Source organism: Maritimibacter sp., from assembly GCF_016774595.1.
GTDB lineage: Bacteria > Pseudomonadota > Alphaproteobacteria > Rhodobacterales > Rhodobacteraceae > Maritimibacter > Maritimibacter alkaliphilus.
Map to the genome: position 1 here is coordinate 127,916 of NZ_JACBWT010000004.1, position 25,940 is coordinate 153,855.

A 25,940-nucleotide genomic window follows, 5' to 3' on the forward strand; every position below is an offset into this window, starting at 1 on the left:
GTTCGGGATCGGACCAACACCAACCGGGCTCCGGTCGCGGCTGGATGAAAGTTCAGGGGCAGGTCACCCTGTTCGCGCCAATCCGGCAACTTAGCGGCCCGCAGCGCCAGAACCCTGTTGCGCCCCTCGGCCGGATCCTGCGCGCGGGCGAGATCTTCGAGGCCCGCGTAGGTCGTGACGGGCGTCCATGCCACCGGCAGTCGCAGCGTGACTTGGATGACGACAAAACGCCCCGGCTCGTACTTGAACCGGCTGTGGCGGTAAGTAAACTGGCACTCGTCGCGGGAAAATTCGACCGGGGCGGCGGGTCCGGGTGTCGAGCGCGGTTAGGTGTTCAATGAGATCGGACAGCTCGCGCCCATAGGCCCCGATTTTCGGGATCGGGGCTACGCCGAGAGTGCCGGGTATGCCCGCGAGGTTTTCCAATCCGCCTATGCCCTCGGCCAAAATCCAATCGACAAGGCCGGGCCAGTCTTCGCCCGCCGCGGCGATGATGCGGACCGCGTCGCTATCGCCGCGGTCGATCCGCATGCCCATCATCCGGTTCAACCCGACGATGCCCGGTACATGCGGCGCAAGGACCACGTTGCTCCCCCCCCCGCCGATCACGTGAAACGGCTGCCCTGTTTCGGCGGCATGGTCGAGCGCGAACACGAGGTCGGGCAGGTAGGCAAGCGGCTTCACCGCGTCCCGCCCGCGAGGACAGACCCAGCGTGTTGTAGGGGGTCAGATCGCCCGCGTCGCTCATTCCTCGCCTTCGGTGATCCGGTAGGTACAGCGCCGCCCGCCACCGACGATGTGTTCGACCCGTACGATGTTGGCCTCGGGGCCGAGAAGCTCGGAGAACACCGCCTTTTCGGCGCGGCAGAACCGCTGACAGGTGGTCGCGGCGGCGCAGATCGGACAGTGGTTCTCGACCAGAAGAAGCGCGCCGTCCTCGTCCGCGCCAACCTCGGCCATGTACCCCTCTTCGGCGCGTAACTCGGCCAATTTCGCAACCCTGTCGTCTAGCGTGGTACAGTCGGCCATTTCGACCCGATACCGGGCCTGCGTCGTCGTTTCGCGCGCAGCGATGATACGATCGAGCGCTTCGGTGCCGAGAACGCCCTCGATGGACTGGAGCAATTCGACGGTTAGGTCGGCGTGCGTGTCGGGAAACCGCGTCTGGCCCAGATCGGTGACGTGCCAGTAGATGGCGGGCCGCCCCCGCCCGGTAGAGCGGCTTTCGTCGCGCACTAACCCCGCCTCGCCCAGTTTGACGAGCTGTTGGCGCGCGGCCTCGCCAGTGATGTCGAGCCGCTGCCCGACCTGCGCCGAGGTCAGCGCGCCGTGCATTTTCAGGGCCATCAACACGCGATCCGAGGGCGAGCGGGGCGCCCAAGCCGTTTTTTCCAAGCTAACACTTGACATATTGTCGCCGATAATTTTCAAAGCCTTTACTTGATTAAATATCAGTCCGCTGCGATCGACGCAAGACGAGCCTTGGAAAAGGAGACCGACATGGCTTTCGAACTGCCGAGCCTACCCTATTCTCACGCCGCTTTGGCCGAACGCGGGATGAGTCAGGAAACGCTGGAACTTCACCATGACAAACACCATCAGGCCTATGTCACGGCCTTGAACGGTTTCGTCGAAAAGGACGCTGCGCTTCAGGGCAAATCGCTCGAAGAGCTGGTGACGTTGACCTATGGTGACGACGCCCGCGCCGGGGTGTTCAACCAAGCCGGTCAGCATTGGAACCACCTCCATTTCTGGAATGCGCTGTCGCCCAAGGGGGGTGGCCTGCCCGGCAAGCTGGAGGGGCTGCTGGTCGAGGGCTTTGGATCGGTCGATGCCTTCAAGGACATGTTCAAGACCGCCGCGACCACGCAATTCGGTTCGGGCTGGGCCTGGCTCATCCAGAAGGATGACGGCAGCCTTGGCGTGACCAAGACGCCCAATGGGGTCAATCCGCTGGCCACCGGCGAAGGCACCGCGCTCCTCGGTCTCGATGTTTGGGAGCACAGCTATTACGTCGATTTCCGCAACCGGCGGCCCGATTACGTGACCAATTTCCTCGACAACCTAGCGAATTACGAATTCGCAGAAAGCAACCTGCGCTGAACGGGCGCCCCTGTCGCCCACGCGCGGCGGGGGCACCCTTCGGAGCTGCGCATGACCTATATCGTCAACGACAACTGCATCGCCTTCAAACACACCGATTGCGTTACCGTATGCCCGGTCGGTTCCTTTTACGAAGGTGAGAGTATGCTGGTGAACCACCCGGACGAGTGCATCGACTGTGGAGTCTGCGAGCCGGAATGCCCCGTGGATGCGATCCGACCTGACAGCGATCCGGAGGCCAAGGATTGGGTCGGCTTCAACCGCAAGTATGCCAAGCTTTGGCCTATCGTCATCGAGCAGAAGCCGCCCCTGCCCGGGCCCGACGAAATGGACGGGGCTGTGGGCAAGTTGGAGACGCATTTCTCGGAAAAGCCCGGAGGAATTTCGGAGGGGCAGGGGCGCACGATGTCGTTGTTGGTGCCGATCAGCTTGATCACCGCGTGTACCTCGGCCTGCCAATCGCGAATCGGTGCGGCGAGCGCGACGAGACAGGGGATATAGTCGCCTGACACCGGGGAATAGCCCCCGGCGCGAATGCTGCCGCAAAGCGCCTCGACCCTCGCGCGGCTGGGGGTGAAATCGGCATAGAGTTCCGGCGCCTTACGGGCACGGGCGAGTTCGGTCGCCAGCAGTTTTTCAAGAGGAGGTCGCGGTCCATAGATGAGAAACACGCGACCCGTGGACGAGTTCAGAAGCGGCAGCGTGGTGCCAAACCTCATGGAGGTCACGACCGGCGAGGCGGCGCGTTCCCACTGGACGACCGTCGGGCCCGCAGCGCCCAGACCGACAGCAGCACGGTCAGCCCGGTGTCCTCGCGATGTTCGGCCAAGGGGCCTGTCAGGGGAACTTGTCTTGAGGCAAGGTATGATGCTGGCTAGCGTTCGAGCATGCCCAAGCCAAGTTTCTCTGACAGACCCTTCATTCGGAATTGCTATAACTTCCATCCGCGATCCACATAACGGTGCATCGGGGCACTGTAGCTAAGGTCGTCATCGACACAACACCCATCCTACGCGAAGACAGGAGACATGCGATGTCAGACAAGGTGATCGTAACCGTTGCGCCGACGTCGAATTTCCACGGCAAGGACGCGAACCCCGCATTGCCCGAGCAGCCGGCCGAAATCGCCCAGTCGGTGCGCGAAGCGTACGACGCCGGCGCCTGCCTCGCACATATGCACGCGCGTGATGCGAACGGGGTGCAAAGCACCGACCCCGCGATCGTCACGCAGATCAACGCTCAAGTGCGCGCCGCCTGCCCTGTCATCATCCAGAACTCTATCGCGCCTGCGATGGGGGCGAATGCGGAGGATGCCGGCACCGGGATGCGAACTCTAGACGCCTTTCCCGAGATGTCCTCGATCGACCTTGGCTACGCAGTGATCAATCTTCCGCAGGGCGAGCACCATATCGGCTGGTCCCTGTCTTTTCTGCGCAAGGCCGCCTTGATCATGAAAGAACGCGGCATCCGCCCCGAGATGGAGATATTCAACAATAGCCAGCTCGACCTTGCTGCGACCTTGATCGCCGAAGGGCTGATCGAGCCGCCGCTGTCCTATTCCTTCGTCATGGGCATGAACCGCGCGAACCAGAGCGCCATGGGCTGGCATCCGGCGACCCTGTTCTCGATGGTGCAACTTCTGCCCGCCGGCGCCAAGTTCTCCACCCTCGGGGTGGGTCCGGCGCAGCATCCGGCCACCGTGCAATCGCTGATCCTCGGCGGCGGGGTCCGGGTCGGGTTCGAGGATTCCATCACCTACCGCAAGGGCGAACCGGCAACATCGAACGCGCAGCTCGTGGAGCGCATTGTGACGATCATTCGCGATCTGGGGATGGAGCCGGCAACACCCGCAGAGGCCCGGGAAATGCTGGGCGTGCCCCAGCTCGGGACGCCGGAATCGATCGAAACCCGACATCCGGAATACCGCGTGATCCGCGAGCCGGCCTGAGACGGCCCACACAAAGGCCATAGGCAGAGTTACGCCCTTCTCCTATCGTTATGCAGATTCTGATGAGTGACCGGGCAAGGTCGGGGGGAGCGCGTGGAAGTCCGACAAGTCGAGATGTTCCTGAGAATCTGCGAGCACGGGAGCATCAACAAGGCCGCCGCCGAGCTGCGGATGTCGCAACCGTCACTGTCGCGCTGGATCGCGCTGCTGGAACGCGACCTCGGCACGCAGCTGTTTGTCCGCACGCGCCAGGGCATCCGGCTGACCGATGCGGGCCAGGTGCTCGCCGATCGTGCGCGCCCCGTGTTGCGGCAGTTCGAACTCCTGCGCGATGATGTGGGGAACAAGTCGCTGCGGCAGGTAAACCTCGCCATTCCGCTTTCGATGCAGCGCTTGCTTACTGCCCCTTTCGCGGACCGGGTCCTGTCACGAAGCCCCGAACTCAGGATGCGGGTCTACGAGGGGATCAACAATTCGATCCGGGTGTGGATGGAAAACGGGCTGCTGGACACCGCGGTGATCGTGGAGACGGAACGCGTACCCGAGAATTTCACCAGCCGTCCTCTCCTGCGTGAGAACCTCATGCTCGTCGGGGACCACGCAGCGGGGCTTTCGCTCGATGCACCGGTGCCATTGAGCAAGTTGGACGACCTGCCGATCATCCTGCCCGGGCCGCCCAACTCGATCAGCGCGCAGGTGGCCCACGCGCTCGCGCGTGCAGGCTACAGCTACAACAACGTTTTCGAAGCCGAGATTCTGTCTCTGTGCCTTGAGCTCGCCGGTCGCGGCCGCGGATATACCGTGATGCCCTATTGCGCGCTCGAAGGACGCCTTGGTCCCGATGCCGCCCTGACCGCTGCGCCAATCGAGGGCCTGAATGTCGTCTGGAAGCTCTGCATCAACAAGTCACGGGCCTATGCCGTGGCGAACCGCTCGCTGGTCGACGAACTGACCGAATTCATCGCGACGCAGGTCGAAAACGGTGCGTGGACCTTCACTGAACTCTTGTGAGGCCCAGGCCAGCTATACGCCGGTTCTATAACCGAGATAGCGACTGAGTATTCATGGCCGAACGCCCCGCCTGACATGCTGAGCCGGAACGGTGCCTCCGGGCACCCGGGCTATTACGAAAGGTCGCGTGGTTCGGTGGGCATCGACAGTCAGAACAGGGTATTTCATGTCGGCACCGATGTCGGCGGCACGTTCACAGACCTCTGGGTCAGTGATGGCGCGGGACCTGCACGGGTCTTCAAGACGCCGACGACACCGGACGTGATGACCGGCGTGATGGATGCGGTGGCGCTGGCCGCCGGGACGCTCGGCCTTTCGATCGGTGACTTCTGCGTCCGCATCCGGCGGTTTGGTCACGGTACGACCGTCGGACTGAACGCACTTCTGACCGGCACTTCTGCACGTACGGGCGTGATCGCGACCGAAGGCTTCGGAGATACTCTCGAGATCGGGCGTATCCGACGACAGACCTCGGGTCTCAGCGAATACGAGGTGACGGATTTCCACCTCCACAACCGGTATCCACCGATCGTCCCGAGACACCTCGTGCGAGAAGTCCGCGAGCGTGTCGACGCGACGGGTCGCGTGCTCATCCCGCTGGACGAGGCGCAGGCGGGCGCGGCCCTCGAAGAGCTTGCCGAAGCCGGTGTCGAAGCGCTCGCGATCTGCACGCTCTGGGCGCAGGCCAACCCAGTCCACGAGGCCCGCCTTAAGGACATGGCGCGCGAGGTGCTGCCGGACGCCTTCCTGTGCGTCTCGCACAAGATCGCCCCTGTGGTGGGAGAGTATGGGCGCATGGCCACCACTGCGGCGAATGCTGCCCTCGGCCCGGTTGCAGGACGATACCTATCGCGGCTCGAACAGTCGCTGCGCGATCACGGGATGACCGTGCCGCTGCTGGTCATGACCAATGCGGGCGGTGTGCTGCCGACCTCAGCGCTGAACGACCGCCCGGCTTTCACTCTGTTTTCCGGACCGGCGGCGGGCGTCATCGGCTCGCGGGTGATGGCGGACCGGCTCGGTCGCGACAACATCCTGACGACGGATATTGGTGGCACCAGCTTCGACGTGGGCGTGATCGCCGAGGGGCGTCCATTGGCAAGCACCGAGTTTTCGGTCGCGGGCGCCGACCTGCGCCTGCCCTCGATCGACATCGCCTCGATAGGCACCGGAGGCGGCTCCATCGCGTCGGTCGAATTCGGAGACCTGACGGTAGGACCCCGCAGCGCCGGGTCCACACCGGGGCCCGTCTGCTACGGGCGCGGCGGGCAGGAACCGACCGCGACCGATGCCGACCTCGTGCTCGGGATCCTCGATCCGGACAATTTCCTCGGCGGTCGAATGCGGCTCGACACCGAAGCGGCGCGGGAGGCGATCGAGACCCGGATCGCCCGGCCCCTCGGGCTCGACACCATCCGGGCGGCTTGGGGCATTCGCGAGATCCTCGACAACAATATGGCGGACCTCTTGCGCCGCGTGACGATCGAGCGCGGGCATGATCCTTTGACCTTCACCCTCCTGGCCAACGGGGGTGCGGGGCCGTCGCATGCCTGGTCGATCGCGCGAGAACTCGGGCTCGGCGGCTTCGTCGTGCCCGCCGCGGCCACCGCGCATTCCGCATTCGGGTGCGGTACCGGCGATCTCGGCATATCCGAAAGCACGGCCGTCTATGTCCGCGTAAGGCATGGGGAGCGCCCGTCCGACGCGGTGCTCGGCGCGGCGCGTGACGCGTTGGAGAGGATCGAGCGAGTCGTGACGTATCACCTTGCCGCCGCCGGTGCCGAAGGGGACGTGACACTCGAACGCTTCGCCGCCGTACGCTTCCGCGGACAGACCAACGCGCTCGACGTGCCGTTCGGGGGCGCTGGCTTCGACGCCACCATCTACGACACGGTGATCGACGGGTTCGAAGCAGCTTACGAGCGGTTGTTCGGACGCGGTGCCGGGTACCGGCAGGCCGGGTTCGAGATCGTGGAACTGCGTGTGTCGGGCACGGCGGCGCTTGCGGCCGCGACGGCCACGGGCCACGGCGACACGCCGCGCGCACATGGAAGCCGTCCGGTCGTCTTTGACGACCCCGATGCGCCGGTGGACACCACGATCTACCATGTCGACTACCCCGCACCGGACAGCGAGGTCCATGGCCCCGCGATCATCGAATTCCCGGGCCAGAGCGTCGTCGTGCCCCCGGGTGCGATCGCCCGCGCGGATGCGTATGGAAACCTGCATGTTACGTTGGAGGCACGGCCATGACCGACCAATCCCCGATCCTATACGAGATCATCCGCTCGCGGCTTATGGCGATCACCGAGGAGATGCGGATCGCGCTTCAGAGCGTGTCGGGTTCGCCCACCGTCACCGACGCGTCGGATTTCTTCACGGGGCTGTTCCGCCCGAATGGCGACTTCGCGACCATGGGGTTCCAGGTCACCTACCAGGCCCCGGTCGTCGGACACCTGATCCGTCACATCAACGCGGCCCCGGACAAGTACCGTCCCGGTCCCGGTGACATGTTCCTCGGCAACGACCCCTATGTCGGGGCGCTGCACCAGAACGATGTGCAGATGTGCGGCCCGATCTATGCCGGGGACCGGATCATAGCCTGGGCCGGCGTGGAAGCGCACGAGACCGACGTGGGCGGCATGGATTTTGCCAGCTGGTCGCCGAAGGCGCGCGACGTGCGGCAGGAGGGGTTCCGCGTCCCATGCATGAAGCTTATTGACGCGGGCGTTCTGCGCGAGGACGTACTCGACACGATCCTCACGGCTTCGCGTCTGCCCGATCAGCTGGGGCTCGACATCCGAGCCTTCATCGCGACGATCAACGTGGCGCAGAACCGGATCGACCAGCTTGTCGCCCGGTACGGCGCGGAGGTGATCACCGGCGTCATGGAGCGCATGATCGACGGGTCCGAAGCGCGCGTCCGCGCGCGGCTGGCGGATCTCCCGGACGGGACTTTCCGGGCGACGGATTTCCTCGAACATGACGGGCACGACAACCGCCTCTACCGGATCAGCGTCGCGATGACCAAGACCGGCGACAGGCTGACGTTCGACTTCTCGGGGTCGAGCCCACAGGCCCCCGGTTTCGTCAACTGCACCCGGTCGGGGCTCGAAGGCGGGGTGGCCGGCGCAATGCTGGCCATGCTCGCCTACGACGTACCCTGGAACGAGGGCGTTCTAAGGACCGCGGCGATTGAGGCCCGCGACGGGCTGATCTGTACCGCGCAGTTCCCTGCCCCGGTCGGCGCCGCGACGGTGGAGGCGATCTGGGTCGTTTCCAATGTCGCCGTGGCCGCGATCAACAAGTTGCTGGCCTGTTCTGCCGGGCATGCACACCGCGCACAGGCGGTCAGCAGCGGAACCATGGCCACCTTCAACCTCGGTGGCGTGAACCAGTACGGTGAACCCTTCGGGCTTCACCTGATGGATCCGCTCGCGGGGGGATCGGGGGCCTTCGCCGACAAGGACGGGATCTGCGCCGGCGGACCGATCAACGCGCCGATGCCCAGCATCGCGGACGTGGAGCGCAATGAACTCGTCGCGCCACTCTTCTACCTCTACCGCCGCATGGGCCACGACACCGGTGGCGCAGGCGCGATGCGCGGCGGGCGCGGCGTCGAGATCGGGCTCACTCTCGGCGGCATCTCCGAAGCCGAGGCGCTGATCATGACCCACGGGGCCGAGGTCCCCAACACCGCCGGCGGTTTTGGCAGCTGGCCGGGCGCGACAGTCACCCAGGCCATGGTCTGGGGCGGCGTCGAGGCAGGCGCGCGCGCCACGGGCGAAACCGAGAGCTTCGGTCCGAAACCCGGACTGATGCGGATGACCGACCGCGACCTGTTCTGCGTGACCTGGCAGGGCGGTGGCGGCTGGGGTGACCCGCTCGACCGAGAACCCGAAGCAGTCAGGGCCGATATCGCCTCCGGCGCCGTTTCACCCGAAGCCACCCTCACCCTGTTCGGCGTGGGCGAAAACGAGGACGCGGCAACCACGGCCCGGCGCCGGTCGGATATGAGGGCCGCCCGGATCGGGCGGGCGCCCTCCTCTGCCGAGGTCTCCGGCCGAACGCGGATGTCGATCGGCCCGAACCTGCGGGTTGTCGAGCTGGACGGCGCATATCACGTGGTGTCCGCCGCCGGTGCGCGGCTGTCGACCGATCACACCCGCTGGCGCGAGGGCGCGATTACCGTCGACCTGACCGGCGAAACAGGGGCCCAGCGCATTGCACTGCACGAGGACTTGCGTATGACGGGCTACTATTGTCCCCTTTCCGGCCAATGCCTTGCCATCGACGTACATGAAAGGGACGGTCTGCCCGCTGACGACATCGACCTCGCTCTGCCATGAGGGTCGCAGGTCATGCCGCCGCGCGCCTTCCCCGGGCTCAGTTATGCCGATCCGATATAACGGTTATTGCTTTCAACCGGCTACGATCTCGGCCCGTCTGTTCTTTAGATGAACATACCGAGGGGAGGAGCGCGGTGCGCCACTCGCACGCCCCGCAAGGGTTGCAACTCAAAGCCGCCGCACAGACAAGCCCGCGACAAGGCCGCGCCGGAAGCAGGCAGGAGGTGAAAAGACCGCCGGATGACACGAAAGGTGCGCGGCGACGGGGCAGACACCGGAGGGACAGCGACCCGGTCCGCGCATGATGCGAGACGGGCAAACGCTGACCATTCGGCATTCCGGGCGGACGTTGCGCCGGCCGGCCGGAGGTTCGGGAGGAACCTTCGGGCACAGCAAAGACACTTAGGGAGGACACCATGAAGTATATGATTTCCGCGATGTGTGCGGGTTCACTGTTCCTGACGACGGGCGCCGGCCATGCCGAGTCTCTCGTCCAGCGTTATCTCGACGGCGACCCCGCGGTCGCACTGTCGACGCAGCTTGACTACGACGGCCCAACCGTCCGCATCCGGTATTCCACGCTCGCGCCGAGCGCGGGGATGTCGGGCGAGTTCTTCGGGGCTCTCTTTGACCGGCTTGAGGCGGACACCGACGGCAAGATCGTCATCGATCCGTATTACTCGAGCTCGCTGGCCGACACGCAGGCGGGCGGGTTCGAATCCGTGCGGTCGGGTTTGACCGACATCGGCACCTGCTACATGCAGTTCAACCCGTCGGGCTTCGACCTGCAATTCGGCATCCAGCTGCCGGGGATCGTGTCCCAGGCCGATGCCGGGCTTCTCGTCTACGAAGAGGCCTATGCCGAGTATTTCAAGGAAAACTACGAGCGCCGCGAGGTCTACCTCGCCCATCTCGGGCTCGGTGCGCCGAACCAGATCTACTCCAAGGAGCCGCTCGCCAGCCTCGAGGACTTCGAAGGTCAACGGGCCTGGGCAAATGGCGACGTCGCGAGCCGGACCCTGACCGCCCTCGGCATGGAGCCGACGAACGTCAACATGTCCGACTTCTACCCGGCGTTCCAGACCGGCGTGTTCGACGTCGCACCGTTCCACGACCTCGGCGCTGTGGTGTTCCGGCTGCCGGACATCGCCGACTATCGCACCGGCGTCGATCTGTGGGGCAACCCGAACGAGAACTGCATGAACATCGACTTCTGGGAAGGGCTGGACCCGGCCGTGCAGGAATACCTGTACCACTGGTTCCAGGTCTGGGGCATGGCCTATACCCAGTCGCTCATGGTCGAAGGCGGGGACTACGTCCGCGAGAACGTGCTGGCGGAGCAAGGCATCAACTTCGTCGAACTGTCCGACGAGGACCAGGCCGAGATCGACGCCGTGCTGACGCAACTGGTCGATGACTGGGCCGCCGAACGCGACGCGGACGGTCAGCCGGGCAGCGAACTTATCGCCATGATGCGCGACCGGTACGAGCACTATAACGCCATGACGGCCGACGAACGGTTCCAGAAGGTTCTGGACGAACCCGTGCCGGGCCTTGTCAACGGCTTCTAAGACCGGCTTAGAAGAGGATAACCCCGACCGGCTCTGCGCCGGTCGGGGCATCTTTGTGGAGTCATTCGCATGCTGTGGTTCATAGAAAAGACGGCCTATGCCCTTGGGGTCATCGGGGGGATCGCGCTGCTTCTGCCCATGTGCCTTGTCGTCATCTTCGACATCGGAAGCCGGCTCCTGCTCGGCAGCGGACTGCCATGGGCGGTGGATGCGGGATCGGTCATGATGGTCAGTTTCGTGTTCGCCATTCTCCCGTGGTCGCTGGTAAGAGGCTCACACATCCGGATGGACATCCTCTACATCATGGCAGGACACCGGTTCCGCATCGTCGCCGATTTCATCGCGATCTTCGGCGCCGCCACGTTCTTCGGCCTGATCGGCTGGGGCGCCATCAACACGATCCCCCGTTACCTGAGGATCGGCACCGGTAGCCCCAACGTCTCGATCCCCTATTGGCCCTTCGCCGCGCTCATTCTTTTCGTATGCGCCCTCTCGCTCGTGATCCTCGTGCTTCAGATTTTCGGCCGCATGAAGAAACCGGAACAGATCCTCCATGATTGACCCCACCCTCATCGGCTACGGCACTTTCATCGTCCTTGTCGCGCTGATCCTCATCGGCGTGCCGATCGCTTGGGCGATTTCCGGCGTGTCCTTCGGCGCGCTTTTCCTCATCTACGGGATCGGCCCCACCATTTCGCAGTTCTACACCACCGCTTTCTCGAGCGCGGGCGAGTTCCTGTTTTCGGCGGTGCCGCTCTTCATCTTCGCCGGGCAGCTGATCAGCAAGGCGCGCATCGGCGAAGACCTGTTCGACACGATGCACAAGTGGTTCGGGCGCCTGCCCGGCGGCCTTCTCGTGTCGACGGTGTCCGCTTCGGCCGCCTTCGGGGCTGTCACCGGCGTCAGCGCCGCCGCCGTGGGCACGATGGCCAAGGTCGCGATGCCCGAGATGATCAGGTACAAGTACGACGTGAAGATGTCGGCCGGCGCGATCGCCTGTGCATCGACGATCGCGATCATGCTGCCGCCCAGTCTTCTGCTGATCCTCTACGGGCTCCAGACCGAGACATCGATCAGCAAGCTGTTCATCGCGGGCATCGTGCCCGGCCTCATGATGGCCTTCGTCTTTTCCGCATACAACGTCATCCGGTGCAGCCTGAAGCCCGAACTGGGCCCGCCGGGCCCCCGGTTTTCGTGGCGCGAGCGGCTCGTGTCGCTGGGCAAGCTGTCACCGGTCGTCATCATCTTCGGCGTGGTGATCGGCGGACTCTACAACGGTTTCTTCACACCGGGCGAATCCGCCGCCGTCTGCGCGTTCTCGGTCCTCGTCTACGCGCTCGTCACGCGTCGCGTGAAGCTCAAGGAGATCATCGAAGCGGCCTATGACGCGGTCAGCCTGTCAGCGATGGTGTTCGCCATCCTCATCGCGATGACCGTTTTCTCGCGTGTCCTGATCGCGACGCGGGTGACGAGCGACCTCGTCGACCTGATCTCGTCTGCAGGCCTGAACAGCTATGTCGTCTTCGCCCTGTTCATCCTTCTGCTGCTCGTCCTCGCCATGTTCCTCGACGCGCTCGGTATGATCCTGCTGACACTTCCGTTCATGTTTCCCGTCATGATGGGGCTGGGGTTCGATCCGATCTGGTTCGGCATCGTGCTGGTGCTGATGAGCGAAGTCGGGCTGATCACCCCGCCAGTGGGAATGAACATCTTCATACTATCGAAGTCGTTACCATCCGTACCGACGATCCAGATGTTCCAGGGCGCTTGGCCCTATGTAGCGCTGTGCATCGGGCTCGTGATCCTGTTCACCATCTTCCCGCAGCTGGTCCTGTGGCTCCCGAACTCGATGTAGGCAACGAGGCCGGATCAGAGCAGTTTAGCGAACTTCCACTCCCCGTCCTTCACGCGCTGGCGCATCAGGTCGGTCATCGCGTTGATCAGCGAATTGTTTGAGGTCGAGAATGGCCGGGAACTGTTCACGCAGAGCTTCCACACGATGTTCAGCCCCCGGATCGGGGCAGCGTGTAGGTCGGGATCACGGTCCAGCCGGGAACTCAACGCGCAATAGGGCATGACGGTGTACCCCATCCCCCGCTGCGCGAGATCGATGCACAACGACAGGCTGTCGGCCTCGAACGCATGATTGAACCGGTACCCCTGCCGCTTCACCGCGCTTGCGACATGGCTGCTGATGGAGCTGGGCGGACCCGGCAGGATGATCGGCAATTCGTGGATGTCAGCGATCTCGACCGGAGTTTCCAGGCTCAGCTCGGTCTCCGAGTTGCCCACCAGCATGAGCCCCTCGGAGAGGATCGGCGTCGTACTGAAATGCTCCGGCACCGACTCCATCTCGACGATCAGCGCACTGTCCAGCATGCCGTTTTCCATCCACACGCGAATGGTATGATTGATGCCCTCGAACACGCGCATCGAGATTTCGGGACGATCCCGGATGACCATCTCGGCAAAAGGCGCGGTCAGCAGGTGCTGCATCGAGAAGGGGAACGCCACGTTGATCTGGCGCTGGGACTTATTGCCGATCTGTTCACGCAAAAGGTCGAAATGGCGCAACATCTGCGGCGCGTGGTCGGCAAGAACCTTGCCCGCGTCCGTGAGCTGAATGCCCTGGCGCGTCCGCACGAACAGCTGCGCACCGAGATCGCGTTCGAGAAGTGCGAGCCAACGCGACAACGACGGTTGAGACATGCGAAGTTCGGCGGCGGCCTTGTTGATGCTGCCGTGTTCGCAGGTCCTCATGAAAAGCTCGATCTGACGGACTTCCATGTCCCCTCCTCCCGGTCGACATGCGGCAACGCACCGATGACGACCTCGACCTACTCGCGGAATCGATAACCATTATAGGCGATCAGAGTGACCCTATAGAACAACTCCGGGGCGGTTCAAAGGCCCCCGGAAACTGGGATCAGCAGTATTGCACGGCCATCCGGATCCATAGAGATCATTCTTTCTTTAATTCTACATTTTGAAGAATTTTTATTCTGTTTTTGCGAAACTAAGCAGAATTTCCAAAGGACATTTTCCGCCTCTTTCGCCTAAAAAACCGAAGGGAAGGAAAGGTCATTCAGTGAGATTCAACTGCACAGAACCCGTCCAGACAGCGAGCCGAGTACTCGATATCGCGCGCCGACTCGGGCTGGAATTCGACGACTACCGCTTCACGCGCGAAGGCGCCGGGCGCAACGTGATCGAGCTTCGGCTGAGCGACCCGGACTGCCATGCCGCAACGATTTTCGAGGCCCGCCTCATGGAGATGGTCGACCTCGAACGGGAGCACGCCGATGCCTGAAGAGCGCGCACCACACCTCAACGTCCCTGCCCCGGAAATCCGCCCCGGCGGTGAACCCGATTTCACCCATGTCAGCATCCCGGCCGCCGGCGAGGTCGATCGCCCTGCCCCGGACACGCCGCCTGAAGAGATGCGCGACCTGGCCTTCACAATCATCCGCGTTCTGAACCGCAAGGGCGAAGCGGTCGGGCCATGGGCCCCCGAGGTCGCGCCCGAGATGCTGCTTCAGGGCCTGCGCGACATGGTGAAGCTGCGTACCTACGACGCGCGGATGATGACGGCGCAGCGACAGGGCAAAACGTCGTTCTACATGCAGCACCTCGGGGAGGAGGCGATTTCCTGCGCCTTCCAGCGGGCCCTGCGTAAGGGCGACATGAACTTCCCGACCTACAGACAGGCGGGGCTCCTGATCGCGGCGGGCTATCCGCTCGTGAACATGATGAACCAGGTCTATTCCAACGACGCCGACCCTGTGCGGGGCCGGCAACTTCCGGTGTTCTACAGCTCGAAGCAGCACGGATTCTTCTCGATCTCCGGCAACCTCGCCACCCAGTATCCACAGGCGGTTGGATGGGCGATGGCGGCCGCGATCAAGCGCGAAAAGAAGCTAGCGGCGGCCTGGATCGGAGACGGCTCCACCGCCGAGAGCGACTTTCACGGCGCGCTCGTCTTCGCCTCGACATACAAGCCGCCGGTGATCCTGAACATCGTGAACAACCAATGGGCTATCTCGACGTTCCAGGGCATTGCCCGGGGTGGCGCGGGGACCTTCGCCGCCCGCGGCCATGGCTTCGGAATCCCGGCCCTCAGGGTCGACGGAAACGACTACCTCGCCGTCTACGCCGCCGCGCAATGGGCCACGGAACGCGCCCGCGCCGACCTCGGCCCAACCATCATCGAATTCGTCACCTACCGCACCGGCGGCCATTCCACCTCCGACGATCCATCGGCCTACCGCCCGAAGGAGGAAGGCTTGGCCTGGCCGCTCGGCGATCCGATCCTGCGCCTCAAAGCCCACCTGATCGCGCTCGGCGTCTGGTCCGAAGACCGCCATACGCAAGCCGAAGCCGAAATCAAGGCCGAAGTCGTCGCCGCCCAGAAAGAGGCCGAGGCCATCGGCACGCTCCACACCGGGCGCCGCCCCTCGCCGCGCGACATGTTCGAGGACGTCTTTGCCGAGATGCCCCCGCACCTTGTCCGCCAGCGCCACGAAGTGGGGTACTGACATGACGCGTATGACGATGATCGAGGCAATCCGCGACGCCCACGCCGTCGCCATGGAGGCCGATGACGACGTGATCGTAATGGGCGAGGATGTCGGGTTCTTCGGTGGCGTGTTCCGCTGCACCGCCGGGCTTCAGCAACGGTTCGGCGTGGACCGGTGCTTCGACACGCCGATCAGCGAGTTGGGGATCGTCGGCACGGCGGTCGGCATGGCCGCCTATGGCCTCAAACCCGTGGTCGAAATCCAGTTCGCGGACTACATGTATCCCGGCTACGACCAGATCGTGAGCGAGGCGGCACGCCTGCGCTATCGCTCTGCGGGCGAGTTCACCTGCCCCATGGTCGTACGCATGCCCACCGGCGGCGGTATCTATGGCGCGCAGACGCACAGCCAGTCTCCCGAAGCGCTGTTCACCCACGTTGCGGGGCTCAAGACCGTGGTGCCTTCGAACCCGGCCGACGCCAAGGGCCTGTTACTCGCGGCCATCGCCGAGCCCGATCCGGTGATCTTCCTCGAACCCAAACGCCTCTACAACGGTCCCTACGACGGCCATCACGACCGCCCCTCGGTGCCCTGGTCGAAACACCCGGATGGCGAAGTTGGGAACGGGCATTGCATTACCCCGCTCGGCAAGGCCCGGGTAATGCGCGAAGGCACGCAGGCGACACTTCTCACGTACGGCACCATGGTGCACGTCGCGCTCGCCGCCGTGGAAGAGGCGGGCGTGGATGTCGAGGTCATCGACCTGCGCACCCTTCTGCCGCTGGACCTGGACGCCATCGTCGCCTCCGTCAACAAAACGGGGCGCTGCGTGGTCCTGCACGAGGCGACGCTAACCTCTGGTTTCGGGGCGGAGCTTGCCGCACAGGTACAGGCCGAATGCTTCTACCACCTCGAGGCGCCCGTGCTTCGCGTCGCCGGCTGGGACACGCCATACCCACACGCGCAGGAATGGGATTACTTCCCCGGCCCCGACCGGGTGCGCCGTGCCATCGAAACGGTGATGGAGGACTGAGATATGGCCGAAAGGACGTTCAAGCTCCCCGACATCGGCGAGGGGATTGCCGAGGCCGAGATCGCCGACTGGCTCGTCAAGGTCGGGGACATTGTGCAGGAAGACGACCTGATCTGCGAGGTGACGACCGACAAGGCGACGGTCGAGATCCCCGCCTCGGCTGGCGGCCGCGTCACGTGGCTGGGCGGTGAACCCGGCGAAACGATGGCGATCGGCGGCGACCTGATCCGCATCGACACGGACGACGCGGCGGCGGATGACGTGGGCCGCGAGGCGAAGGCACCGGAGGAGCCGGACGCTGTGCACTCGCCGGAGCCGGTGGAAAGCCCTCCCGCCCCCCAACCGGCTCCGTCACGAGCCCCCCAGTCCACAGCGCCCTCGATGCTTGGCGCACGGGACGCGACCGGCAATCCGCTTGCCGCCCCATCGGTGCGCGGGCGCGCCCGGGAGGCCGGGGTCGACCTCAGGCGCGTGCGCGGCACGGGGCCCGCGGGGCGCATCCTTCACTCGGACCTCGAGGATTTCATCGCGCATGGCGCCGCCATGCAGGGCACCGGCCCGGAACCACGCACCGCCACGACCGAGATCCCCGTCACAGGCGTACGTCGCGCAATCGCGGAGCGAATGGCCGACGCCAAGCGCCACATCCCGCATTTCTCGATCATCGAAGAGGTGGAAGTCGAGGCGCTGGAAGAGCTGCGCGGTCGGCTCAATGACCGCTTCGGCGCTGACCGGGGCAAGCTCACGCTGCTCCCGTTCATCATCCGCGCCGTGTCGGAGGCGATCCTCGACCACCCCGAGATCAACGCGCATTTCGACGACGAGGCGGGGATCGTCACCCGGTACGAGGCACTGCATGCTGGCATCGCGACCCAGACCTACCAGGGGCTCATGGTCCCCGTGATCGAACATGCCGAAGCCTTGTCGCTGTGGGAGACCGCGGCCGAACTGCGCCGCCTTTCCGATGCCGCCCGAGCACGGCGCGCAGGCCCGAAGGAGCTCACGGGTTCGACCCTGTCGATCACGTCGCTCGGCCCCCTCGGCGCCATCGCGACGACACCGATCATCAACCGGCCCGAGGTCGCAATCGTCGGCATCAACAAGATGTCGGTGCGCCCGGTTTGGAACGGTGGCAAATTCGTGCCCCGCCGCATGATGAACCTGTCATGCAGCTTCGATCACCGCGTGGTCGACGGCTGGGTTGCGGCGGAGTTCGTGGCCAAACTCAAATCCCTACTCGAAGTGCCCGCAATGCTGTTCATGGAGTACCGCGATGAATGAAGTGAATACCAGCCTGCTCGTCATCGGCGGCGGCCCCGGCGGATATGTCTGCGCGGCGCGTGCGGCACGGCTGGGCGTCGATACCTTGCTTGTCGAAAAGGACCGTCTGGGGGGTACCTGCCTGAACGTCGGGTGCATCCCGTCGAAGGCGCTGATCCACGCGGCGGGCAAATACGCCACCGCATTGTCGCAGGCAGAGGGCGGCACCTGCGGTGTGTCGGTGGCCGACCCTGTGCTCGATTTCGCAAAAACGCGCAGATGGATGGACGAGGTGACGGGAAAGCTCCGCTCGGGTGTGACCGGGATGATGGAACAGCATGGGGTCAAGACCATGCAGGGTGTGGCCCGGTTTCGCGACGGAAAGACCGTCGAGGTGACGGGCGAGACCGGAACGACGCTGGTGCGCGCGGATCACGTGGTCATCGCCACCGGGTCCCGGCCGGTCGAGCTGCCCGGACTTCCAACCGGCGGCAAAGTGCTCGACAGTACCGCCGCGCTCGCACTCAACGACGTACCAGATCGGATCGCCGTGATCGGCGCAGGATACATCGGCCTCGAACTCGGCACCGCCTTCGCCAAACTGGGCGCGCAAGTGACCTTGATCGAGGCCGCGGATGCCCTGCTGCCGCAATACGACCGGAGGCTCACCAGTTCTGTTGTGAAACGGCTGGGCGCGCTCGGCGTCACCCTGATGACCGATACCCGCGTGACCGGCTGGGACGAGGGCGGCGGCACGCTCGATCTCGAAGGCGCACGGGGCAAGAGTGCGCTTGAAGTCGACAACGTGCTCGTCACCGTCGGGCGCACCGCAAACACGGATGGCCTCGGGCTCGAGGAGCTTCAGCTACGTATGACCGGGGCATTCATCCGGATCGACGACGAATGCCGCACATCCATGCGCGGGGTCTATGCGATCGGGGACGTTACAGCGGGGCCCATGCTGGCCCACCGCGCCACCGCGCAGGCGGAGGTGGTCGCGGATATCGTTGCAGGGCATCCGGCGGCATGGGACAAGTCCTGTGTCCCAGCCGTGTGCTTCACCGACCCCGAGATCGTGAGCGTTGGACTGCTTCCGGACGAACCGGAAGGAGCGGTGGAGAACTCGGAGTTTTCGTTCCGGGCCAATGGGCGCGCCCTATCGCTCGAGGACGCCGAGGGCTTCGTACGCGTGATCGCCCGGCGCGAGGACCACGTGGTCTTGGGCGTCCAGGCGACGGGACCCGGCGTGTCGGAGCTGGCCGCGGGCTTCGCCATCGCGATCGAGGCCGGATTGAGGGTCGAAGACGTCGCCGCGACGATCCATCCGCACCCCACCCTGAGCGAAGCATTCCAGGAAAGCGCTCTCGGACTGGCTTCCTTCCCAAACCATCGCTGATGTGGATGGCCATCAGCCAGATTCCGAAACAGACTTTCTCTCGGACCTGATTTCAAAGTAGAATATCTTCGGATTTGTTGATGCCGGAGAAGAAATGACCAGCCGTCCGCTCGACCGCCTCGACAGCCGTATCCTCGCCATTCTGTCCGAGGACGGCCGCATCTCGAACGCGAATCTCGCGCAGGCCGTGGGCCTGTCGCCCAGCCCATGCTGGCAGCGCGTCCGGCGGCTCGAGGAAGAGGGTGTGATCTCGGGCTACCGGGCGATCGTGGACCGCGCCAAACTTGGCAGCTCCGAGATCGTGATGATCGAGGTCATCCTCGACCGCCACGACGACGAAGTGCTCGAAAGCTTTGGCCGCGCGATGCAGGAGATGCCCGAAGTGCTCGAGGTCATGTTGACCACAGGGGAGTACGACTACCTCATCAAGGTCGCCGTGAGCGGTACGCGCGCCTACGAGGAATTCCTGCGATCGAAGCTCTACCGCGTGCCGGGTATACGCCATTCGCGGTCCAGCTTCGTGCTGCGCTCGCTCAAGGAACGCCAGTACGACCCAAGCCTCCAGGCCGGTTGACGCACGCGGCCAGCGCCATAACGCGAAATCGTTATAGCACCTATAGACCAAGTTTATTATCGCCCTCCCTTCATCTCGCTAGCCTGCAACATGGACAGGTCCGGAGCACGGCTTCGGGCAGGTATTTCCGAACGTTGGGAGGAGCGTATGACGCAAGTTCGTGATGGTATGATGATCGATTGGGACGTGCCGATCGAAATGGACGACGGGATCGTGCTGCGTGCCGATATCTATCGCCCCGAGAAAGCCGGCAAGTACCCGGTGCTGATTTCGTACGGGCCCTATGGCAAGGGGCTCGCGTTCTATGACGCGCATTTCAAGGTGGTGTGGGACTCGCTAACCGAGGCCTACCCCGAGGTCGCGTCGCATTCATCGAACAAGTACATGGCCTGGGAGCTCCCCGATCCCGAGCGTTGGACCCGCGAGGGCTATATCTGCGTGCGCGTGGACAGCCGTGGCTCCGGCCGCTCGCCCGGCGTGCTCGACATGTTCTCGCCGCGACAGGCACAGGATTTCCACGACTGCATCGAATGGGTCGGGGCGCAGGACTGGTGCACCGGTGATGTCGGGATTAGCGGCGTATCGTACTACGCCAGCACGCAGTGGCAGGTCGCCGCCCTTCAGCCGCCGAGCCTCAAGGCCATGTTCGCCTTCGAAGGCGCGTCCGATTTCTACCGCGAGCTCGCCCGCCACGGCGGCATCCTGACGACGTTCTGGGACAACCTGCTCGCGCAGGTCGAGAACCTCCAGCATGGCATGGGCAAACGTGGACTGCGCAGCAAGGTGACGGGCGATCTCGTGTCGGGGCCCGAAACCCTGTCGCCCGAGGAGCTGCACGCGAACTACCGCAACATCTACAAGGAATTCATCGAGCGCGAGACCGAGGACGAGTACTACACCGCGCGCAACCCTGACTGGAGCAAGGTGACCGTCCCCTTCGTCTCGGCGACCAACATCGGCGGCCAGGCGCTCCACCAACGCGGTAATATCGAAGCGTTTGCGAACGCCGCGTCCGAGGAGAAGTACCTCGAAATCCACGGCGGCGAGCACTGGACCCACTTCTTCACGGACTATGGCTTCGAGATGCAGAAGGCGTTCTTCGACTGCTACCTGAAGGGCGACAAGGAAGCGTGGAAGAACCACCCACGCGTCTACCTGCAGGTGCGAAAGCCCGACGACACTCTGTTCCAGCGTGACGAGCAGGAATGGCCGCTGGCACGGACGGATTGGACCAAGTTCTACATCGACGCCGAGAACATGCGCCTGAGCACCACGCCCCCGACCGGAGAGGCAACGGTCAGCTACGAGGGCTTCGGGGACGGCGTGACCTTCCTGTCAGATCCGTTCGAGGAGACCACGGAGATCACGGGACCCAGCGTGGCGAAGGTGACGGTGTCTTCGGAAACCGAGGATGCCGACCTCTTCCTCGTTCTGCGCCTGTTCGGTCCGGACATGAAGGAATGCAACTTCATCGGTGCAGCCGATGCGGCCACGCCCCTCACGCATGGCTGGCTACGTGCGTCACACCGCAAGCTCGACGAGGAGAAGTCGCTGCCATGGCGCCCGTTCCACAGCCACGATGAGATCCAGAAGCTGACGCCGGGCGATCCCGTCGATCTCGACGTTGAGGTCTGGCCGACCGCCATCGAGGTTCCGAAGGGCTACCGCATCGCGCTCAGCATCCAGGGCAAGGACTATTCCTCGCCGGCGGTCAAGCTGATGCCAAAGGGCGTGATGCCCCGCATCTCCAACAACGGCGTCGGGTTCCTCACGCACCAGAGTGGCCGTGACCGCCCGCCGGAGGTCTTCGGCAAGACCGTGACGCTGCACACCGGGCATGACGGCGAAAATGCACCGCACGTGATGCTCCCGGTCATTCCGGCCAAGTGAGAATGACGTCGGCAGGTCCTTCAGGGTCTGTCGACCCTGCCATCACGATGGCAAATCCCGATCCAACCTGCGAATAAACCGAGCATGAGAAGCACCGACAGCTATTTCTGCATTGACGATTTCGTCGCCGGAGCACGGCGATACCTGCCCCGCATGATGTTCGATTTCGCGGCGGGCGCGGTGTTCGACGACGTGACATTCCGGCGCAACCGCTCGGCTTTCCAGCGCTACATCCTGAAACAACGTGTCCTCGTCGACATATCGACACGGGACATCGGCATCGACCTGTTCGGCAAGCGCCGCGACCTGCCGCTCATCATCGCGCCGACCGGCCCGGCCGGCATGGTGCGCTACAAGGGCGAAGTCGCGCTCGCCCGTCAGGCGGCTGCGACCGGCATCCCCTTCACCCTGTCCTCAGCCTCGTCCACACCCCTTGAGGAGGTCGCGCGCGACGGCGGTGGAGACTGCTGGTTCCAGCTTTACGTCAGCCCCGATCTCCCGCGGTCCTATGAGGTGGTGAGGCGAGCGGAAACGGCCGGATACGAGGCGCTCGTGCTTACGGTCGACAGCAATTTCGGCCACGCCCGCGAACGGGACCTGAAGAACGGGCTGACCATTCCCTATGGCCTGAACCGGCGCAACGCGTTCGACCTTCTGTCGCACCCGGGCTGGCTGACTACGACCGTTCTGCCCTATCTCATGCGCGGCGGCATTCCCGGCTTTCCGAATTTCGCGACAGCGCGCGACGACCAGGGGAACGAGAGGTTCCTGAAATTTCCGGGCTTCAACTGGAGCCACCTGGACGAGCTGCGGTCGGCCTGGCCGCGCAAGCTCATACTCAAAGGCATCCTGACGCCGGAAGACGCCCGGCGCGCCGCCGATGCCGGGGCCGACGCGATCATCGTGTCGAACCATGGCGGGAACGTCTTCGATGCCGCACCCGCGACGCTCGATGCCTTGCCCACCATTGTCGAGGCGGTCGGCGACCGCATGACGGTAATCGTGGACGGCGGCGTCCGGCGCGGGTCGGACGTGGTGACGGCGATGGCGCTCGGCGCCGATGCGGTGATGATCGGGCGCGCCACCCTGCTCGCTCTCGCCGCCGCGGGCGAGCCGGGCGTGAAATGTGCACTCGACATTCTGAGGGGCGAGATCGACCATACGCTCGCAATGATCGGCCAGCCCGAGCTGGCCCGCGTGGACGACAGCATCGTGTCGCGCGCCCCGGCCTGATCCGGGAGCGACACCGGGTGCAATCCCTGGGGGAGAGGACGCTATGATACGGACCATGTCATTGGTCGGGGCCGGCAACGTCGGACGCACCCTGGCCAGCCTTTTCACGCAAAACGGGATCGACGTGACCGGCGTGACCAGCCGCAGCGCGGGCTCGACCAAGCGGGCGGCCGACTTGTTCGGGGCCACACCGGTCGAGCGGATCGAGGATCTGCCCGAAACCGATCTCGTTCTCATCACCACGCCTGACGACCTGATCGCCGACGCGGCGGCACGCCTTGCCGGATCGGGACGGCTGGCCGAGGGAGCGGTCCTTCTGCATTGCAGCGGCGCGACGCCGTCCTCCGTCCTGCGCCACGACAGCCCCCGCCCATACCACGTGGCGAGCGTTCACCCGGTCAAGACCTTCACCGATCCGATCCGTGACGCGGCCAGTTTCCCCGGCACGTATTGCGGCGCGGAGGGCGATCCAGAGGCGCTCGATGCGCTGTTGGCGCTGTTCGAAAAGATCGGTGCTCGATGCTTTCGCATCCGTGAAGAGCACAAACTGCTCTACCACACGGCCAGCGTCTACGCGAGCGCCTACCTCTTCGGAATCATCAAGATTGCCTTTGACCTCTACGAGGTCGCGGGGGTGGACCGCGACGTGGCAGCGGAAATCCTCGACCCGATCATGCACGCCACCGTGTCCAATGCCCTGACGCACGGACCGGAGAAGACCGTGACCGGTCCCGTCTCGCGTGGCGACGTGGGCGTCGTCGAACGTCAGATCGCGGCACTCGAGAAGAATTTCCCGGACCGTGCGGCGCTCTACAAGGCGCTCGGCCGCGAAGCTCTCGACCTGTCCGAAGCCAAGGGCGCGGCCTCTCCCGAAAGCGTTGCTCGTCTGAAAGATGTGCTGGGGTCCTGAGCCCCGGTGCGACAAACAAGAAGGATCATCGCCATGAGCGCAGACACCGGAGACTCCGCCCGACGCGCCTCTACAGAAACGCGGCATCAGAACCTCGGTCGACTGTTCAACCCGCGCTCGATCGCTGTGGTCGGTGCTTCGTCCGATCCGGCGAAGGCAGGGTCACAGGCCCTGTCAACCCTTTCGCGGTTCCCCGGCACGCTGGTCGGCGTGCACCCGCGCGAAACCGACATCCGGGGGGTGCCTTGTTACCCGAGCTTCGCAGATCTGCCAAAACCCGTCGACCTCGCCGTCCTCGCGATCCCCGCGAAAGCCTGCGTCGCAGCAGCGGCTGACGCAGCCGAAAGTGGCGTCGGCGGTGTCTTCATCGTCTCTGGCGGCTTCGGCGAAAGCGGCGAAGACGGCGCACGTCTTCAGGAAGAGCTGGGCGAAATCTGCCGACGCACCGGCATGCGGTTGCTGGGACCCAACACATCCGGCTTCGTCAAACCCTCGACCCGGTGCATTGCGAGTTTCGTGCCTGGTGTCGATACGATCGGGGCCGGACACATCGCCGTTGTCGCGCAGTCCGGCGGCGTGAACCTGAGCATCGGCTACATGCTCGACACGCTCGGCGAGGGTGTGTCGATCGCCGCGGGGCTGGGAAATGCCGTGGACATCGGTACAGCCGACATGCTCGACCTTCTCGCCGACGACCCCGACACCAAGGCCATCGCGCTGCACCTCGAGGGCGTTACCGAAGGACGCGCCCTGTACGAGGCGCTGTGCCGCGTCACCCCGCGCAAGCCGGTTGTGGCCGTTGTCGCGGGCCGCTCGGATATCGGGGAGTTCGCCGTGTCGCATACCGGCAACCTGATGGGGTCGCGCGATCGGCCAGTGGCCGCGCTCACACAGGGCGGCGCGGTCGTGGTCGATACGCTGGACGATCTAGCGCAGGCTGTATCGGTGCTGGCGCATCGTCGCCTGCCCGCCCGACCCGCGACGGGGTTGGCGCTGATCACAGGCCAGGCCGGGCCCGGCCTCCTGATCACAGACGCGCTCAAGACCGCCGGTGTCGGGGTTCCGGAACTCGCCCCCGCCACGGTGGACGATATCCAGGGCCGGCTACCTCCGATGACCTTCGTGAAGAACCCGGTCGATACGGGGCGCCCCGGCCCGGGCTTTCCCGAAATCGTGAAGGCCGCGGCCGCAGATCCGGGCGTCGACGCGGTGCTGGTCTTCGGGATCAGCGAGCCATCAGTCCTGAACCCATCCGAGGCGCTGACGCCCGCATACACTGACACAGGCAAGACGGTCGTCTTCGGCACGCTCGGCCCGGACGAGGACGTGGCGGTCACGCGCGCCGGCCTCGAAGAGGCAGGCATCCCGATGGTGCTGGGCCCCGATCGGCTCGCCCTTGGCGGCATTGTGCTGGCCCGTGACGCCCGGCACCAATGGTTGCTGTCCGAACGCGGTAGCGCCCAGCCGGAGCCCCCCGCCGCTCCGTTGACCGGAGCCTTCGACGAAGCTCGAGCCAAGGAATTGCTGCGCGACTACGGCATCGCGGCCCCTCAGAGCCGCCTGTGCGAAACCCGTGCCGAGGCCGAGGCTGCCTTCGCAGAGCTGTCCAAGCCCGTGGTCGTCAAGATTGCTGCGGCGGACATCGCGCACAAGACCGAGGCGGGCGGTGTTGTCCTCGACGTCGCGACCGACGCGGACCTCGCGGCCGCGCTGAACCGGATCGCGGCCATCCCGACAGCCACACCGGAACGCGTACTCATCGAGGAGATGGCCCCCGACGGCATCGAGCTCATCATCGGAGGTATTCGCGATCCGTCATGGGGTCCTTGCGTGGTGCTGGGACTGGGCGGCATCCTCGCCGAGGCCGTGTCGGACAGCGCAGTAGGCATCGCCCCCCTGTCGGACATGGACGTGGACAACATGCTCGAGGGGCTTCGTGGCAAGGCGCTGCTCGACGGCTTCCGGGGTCTTCCCCGGGCCGATCGCAGCGCGGTCTCGGCAGCCGCGATGGCCGTGGGGCGCATCCTCGCCGAGCACCCCGAGATTGCCGAGATCGAGATCAATCCACTGCGCGTGAACGAAGCGGGCGCGGTCGCGCTCGACGCGCTCGTCGTGATTGAAGACTGAAAGAAAAAAAACCGCGGC

21 protein-coding genes and 1 pseudogene are annotated in these 25,940 nt (G+C 64.6%); 19 read left to right on the forward strand and 3 right to left on the reverse strand.

Annotated elements, in window-relative coordinates; genetic code table 11:
* Positions 1 to 90: 90 nt before the first annotated feature.
* Both HOY44_RS22275 and HOY44_RS22280 read right to left on the reverse strand, forming a co-directional pair.
* Complete coding sequence (locus HOY44_RS22275; protein WP_287437975.1) at positions 91 to 684, reverse strand: FAD-binding protein; 594 nt, start codon at positions 682 to 684, stop codon at positions 91 to 93.
* A 60-nt stretch (positions 685 to 744) separates the two neighbouring features.
* Positions 745 to 1,347 carry a helix-turn-helix transcriptional regulator gene (locus tag HOY44_RS22280; RefSeq protein ID WP_202530759.1) on the reverse strand — a complete coding sequence of 201 codons (603 nt, stop codon included), beginning with the start codon at positions 1,345 to 1,347 and terminating at the stop codon, positions 745 to 747.
* 153 nt (positions 1,348 to 1,500) lie between these two features.
* On the opposite strand from HOY44_RS22280, the gene HOY44_RS22285 reads away from it, so the two are divergent.
* The 9 genes and pseudogenes from HOY44_RS22285 (at position 1,501) to HOY44_RS22325 (ending at position 12,837) form a co-directional block, all read left to right on the forward strand.
* On the forward strand, positions 1,501 to 2,103 hold the full coding sequence (locus tag HOY44_RS22285; RefSeq protein WP_287437976.1) for a superoxide dismutase: 603 nt from the start codon (positions 1,501 to 1,503) through the stop codon (positions 2,101 to 2,103).
* Positions 2,104 to 2,154: 51 nt separating this feature from the next.
* Positions 2,155 to 2,481, forward strand: a pseudogene (gene fdxA / locus HOY44_RS22290) (ferredoxin FdxA); the annotation flags it as partial.
* A gap of 655 nt (positions 2,482 to 3,136) precedes the next feature.
* The gene (locus HOY44_RS22295) at positions 3,137 to 4,051 is read left to right on the forward strand and encodes a beta-keto acid cleavage family enzyme (protein WP_161351837.1); all 915 of its coding nucleotides are present in this window, start codon (positions 3,137 to 3,139) and stop codon (positions 4,049 to 4,051) included.
* Between the two features lie 66 nt (positions 4,052 to 4,117).
* The gene (locus HOY44_RS22300; RefSeq protein ID WP_287437977.1) at positions 4,118 to 5,062 is read left to right on the forward strand and encodes a LysR family transcriptional regulator; all 945 of its coding nucleotides are present in this window, start codon (positions 4,118 to 4,120) and stop codon (positions 5,060 to 5,062) included.
* A 75-nt stretch (positions 5,063 to 5,137) separates the two neighbouring features.
* The gene (locus tag HOY44_RS22305) at positions 5,138 to 7,315 is read left to right on the forward strand and encodes a hydantoinase/oxoprolinase family protein (RefSeq protein ID WP_287437978.1); all 2,178 of its coding nucleotides are present in this window, start codon (positions 5,138 to 5,140) and stop codon (positions 7,313 to 7,315) included.
* A complete protein-coding gene (locus HOY44_RS22310; protein WP_287437979.1) occupies positions 7,312 to 9,411 on the forward strand; it encodes a hydantoinase B/oxoprolinase family protein in 2,100 nt (699 codons plus the stop codon). Before HOY44_RS22305 ends, HOY44_RS22310 begins: the two co-directional genes overlap by 4 nt.
* A 416-nt stretch (positions 9,412 to 9,827) precedes the next feature.
* Complete coding sequence (gene dctP / locus HOY44_RS22315) at positions 9,828 to 10,982, forward strand: TRAP transporter substrate-binding protein DctP (RefSeq protein ID WP_161351833.1); 1,155 nt, start codon at positions 9,828 to 9,830, stop codon at positions 10,980 to 10,982.
* A 69-nt stretch (positions 10,983 to 11,051) separates the two neighbouring features.
* Complete coding sequence (locus HOY44_RS22320; protein WP_287437980.1) at positions 11,052 to 11,543, forward strand: TRAP transporter small permease; 492 nt, start codon at positions 11,052 to 11,054, stop codon at positions 11,541 to 11,543.
* The gene (locus HOY44_RS22325; RefSeq protein WP_161351831.1) at positions 11,536 to 12,837 is read left to right on the forward strand and encodes a TRAP transporter large permease; all 1,302 of its coding nucleotides are present in this window, start codon (positions 11,536 to 11,538) and stop codon (positions 12,835 to 12,837) included. Before HOY44_RS22320 ends, HOY44_RS22325 begins: the two co-directional genes overlap by 8 nt.
* Positions 12,838 to 12,851: 14 nt before the next feature.
* Here the strand turns inward: HOY44_RS22325 and HOY44_RS22330 are convergent, their stop codons facing one another.
* Positions 12,852 to 13,769 carry a LysR family transcriptional regulator gene (locus HOY44_RS22330; RefSeq protein ID WP_287437981.1) on the reverse strand — a complete coding sequence of 306 codons (918 nt, stop codon included), beginning with the start codon at positions 13,767 to 13,769 and terminating at the stop codon, positions 12,852 to 12,854.
* Positions 13,770 to 14,070: 301 nt separating this feature from the next.
* Here HOY44_RS22330 and HOY44_RS22335 point away from each other — a divergent pair, with 301 nt between their 5' ends.
* The 10 genes from HOY44_RS22335 to HOY44_RS22380 all read left to right on the forward strand — a co-directional run bounded on the left by HOY44_RS22335 (position 14,071) and on the right by HOY44_RS22380 (position 25,922).
* Complete coding sequence (locus HOY44_RS22335) at positions 14,071 to 14,292, forward strand: hypothetical protein (protein WP_161351829.1); 222 nt, start codon at positions 14,071 to 14,073, stop codon at positions 14,290 to 14,292.
* Entirely contained in the window at positions 14,285 to 15,517 is a 1,233-nt protein-coding gene (locus HOY44_RS22340; RefSeq protein WP_287437982.1) for a thiamine pyrophosphate-dependent enzyme, read from the forward strand. The genes HOY44_RS22335 and HOY44_RS22340 overlap by 8 nt, the downstream gene beginning before the upstream one ends.
* Before the next feature lies 1 nt (position 15,518).
* Positions 15,519 to 16,532, forward strand: a complete 1,014-nt coding sequence (locus HOY44_RS22345) for an alpha-ketoacid dehydrogenase subunit beta (RefSeq protein WP_161351827.1) — start codon at positions 15,519 to 15,521, stop codon at positions 16,530 to 16,532.
* 3 nt (positions 16,533 to 16,535) lie between these two features.
* Positions 16,536 to 17,813 carry a dihydrolipoamide acetyltransferase family protein gene (locus HOY44_RS22350; RefSeq protein WP_287437983.1) on the forward strand — a complete coding sequence of 426 codons (1,278 nt, stop codon included), beginning with the start codon at positions 16,536 to 16,538 and terminating at the stop codon, positions 17,811 to 17,813.
* On the forward strand, positions 17,806 to 19,188 hold the full coding sequence (lpdA, locus tag HOY44_RS22355) for a dihydrolipoyl dehydrogenase (protein WP_161351825.1): 1,383 nt from the start codon (positions 17,806 to 17,808) through the stop codon (positions 19,186 to 19,188). The genes HOY44_RS22350 and lpdA overlap by 8 nt, the downstream gene beginning before the upstream one ends.
* 94 nt (positions 19,189 to 19,282) lie before the next feature.
* A complete protein-coding gene (locus HOY44_RS22360; RefSeq protein WP_287437984.1) occupies positions 19,283 to 19,762 on the forward strand; it encodes an Lrp/AsnC family transcriptional regulator in 480 nt (159 codons plus the stop codon).
* A 147-nt stretch (positions 19,763 to 19,909) separates the two neighbouring features.
* Positions 19,910 to 21,652, forward strand: a complete 1,743-nt coding sequence (locus HOY44_RS22365) for a CocE/NonD family hydrolase (RefSeq protein WP_202530757.1) — start codon at positions 19,910 to 19,912, stop codon at positions 21,650 to 21,652.
* An 84-nt stretch (positions 21,653 to 21,736) separates the two neighbouring features.
* Positions 21,737 to 22,885 carry an alpha-hydroxy acid oxidase gene (locus HOY44_RS22370; protein WP_287437985.1) on the forward strand — a complete coding sequence of 383 codons (1,149 nt, stop codon included), beginning with the start codon at positions 21,737 to 21,739 and terminating at the stop codon, positions 22,883 to 22,885.
* A 43-nt stretch (positions 22,886 to 22,928) separates the two neighbouring features.
* Entirely contained in the window at positions 22,929 to 23,795 is an 867-nt protein-coding gene (locus tag HOY44_RS22375) for a Rossmann-like and DUF2520 domain-containing protein (protein ID WP_287437986.1), read from the forward strand.
* A 33-nt stretch (positions 23,796 to 23,828) separates the two neighbouring features.
* Positions 23,829 to 25,922 carry an acetate--CoA ligase family protein gene (locus HOY44_RS22380; RefSeq protein WP_287437987.1) on the forward strand — a complete coding sequence of 698 codons (2,094 nt, stop codon included), beginning with the start codon at positions 23,829 to 23,831 and terminating at the stop codon, positions 25,920 to 25,922.
* Positions 25,923 to 25,940 lie beyond the last annotated feature (18 nt).